This is a genomic window from Rhizorhapis sp. SPR117 (assembly GCF_021742065.1).
The window spans coordinates 1-1,074 of sequence record NZ_JAKKIE010000190.1; the positions used below are offsets into that span (position 1 = coordinate 1).

Annotated in this window: 2 protein-coding genes; both read left to right on the forward strand. The window is 65.2% G+C overall.

The window, feature by feature from the left end; all coding sequences use genetic code 11:
• The coding region (locus tag L3X40_RS22650; RefSeq protein ID WP_237367437.1) for an SDR family oxidoreductase at positions 1–309 on the forward strand (309 nt) is incomplete at its 5' end.
• 25 nt (positions 310–334) lie between these two features.
• A partial coding sequence (locus L3X40_RS22655) for a thiolase family protein (RefSeq protein ID WP_272908151.1) occupies positions 335–1,074 on the forward strand: 740 nt, incomplete at its 3' end.

The window sequence follows — 1,074 nt, forward strand, 5'->3', positions numbered from 1 at the left end:
TCGGGGCAGTTCGGCCAGACCAACTATGCCGCCGCCAAGGCGGGCGTGATCGGCTTCACCAAGGCGCTCGCGCTCGAAGGTGCGGCGCGTAATGTCACGGTCAACGTGATCGCGCCGGGCTATACCGACACAGCGATGGTCGCCGCGGTTCCGGCGGAGGCGATGAAGGGAGTTCTGGCCGCCGTTCCCGTCGGGCGCCTCGGCACGCCCGATGAGATCGCGCGCGGCGTCCTCTTCCTGGTCGAGGACGAAGCCGGTTTCGTCACAGGCGTCACGCTTTCGATCAACGGTGGCAAATACATGGCCTGAAGCGGCCGAATGGAAGGAAAAGATCATGACCACGAATATCGTTCTTTGCGCACCTGTGCGAACCGCAATCGGAAGCTATGGCGGCAGTCTCAAGGACATGGCTGCGCCGAGACTCGGCAGTATCGCCATCGCGGAGACGCTGAAGCGCGCCGGTGTCAACGGGGATGCGATCGATACGGTCGTCATGGGCCAGGTGGTGCAGGCCGGCGCGAAGATGAACCCGGCGCGGCAGGCGACGATCGGGGGCGGGATCCCCGACGCGGTGCCGGCGATGACCGTCAATCGGGTCTGCGGCTCGGGGGCCCAGGCGATCGCCACCGCCGCGCAGGAGATCATGCTGGGCCTGACGAACGCCGCCGTCGCGGGCGGGATGGAGAATATGGACCAGGCGCCCTACCTCATCGAGAAGGGCCGCTGGGGCTATCGGATGGGGGATGGCAAGCTTTTCGACAGCATGCTCCATGATGGGCTCAACGATGCGTTCGCCGACCAGCATTCGGGCTGGGTGACCGAGGACCTCGTCACGAAATTCCAGATCTCGCGCGAAGCCCAGGACAGCTGGGCCGTGCGCTCGCAACTGCGATTCAGTACGGCCCAGGCGGCCGGCAAGTTCGACAGCGAGATCGTAGCGATCGAAATTCCGGGACGAAAGGGGCCGACCAGCTTTTCGCGGGACGAGCAGAACCGGCCGGATGCGACGCTCGAAAGCCTCGCCCACCTCAAGCCGGCCTTTCGTCCGGAAGGAACAATCACGGCAGGCAATGC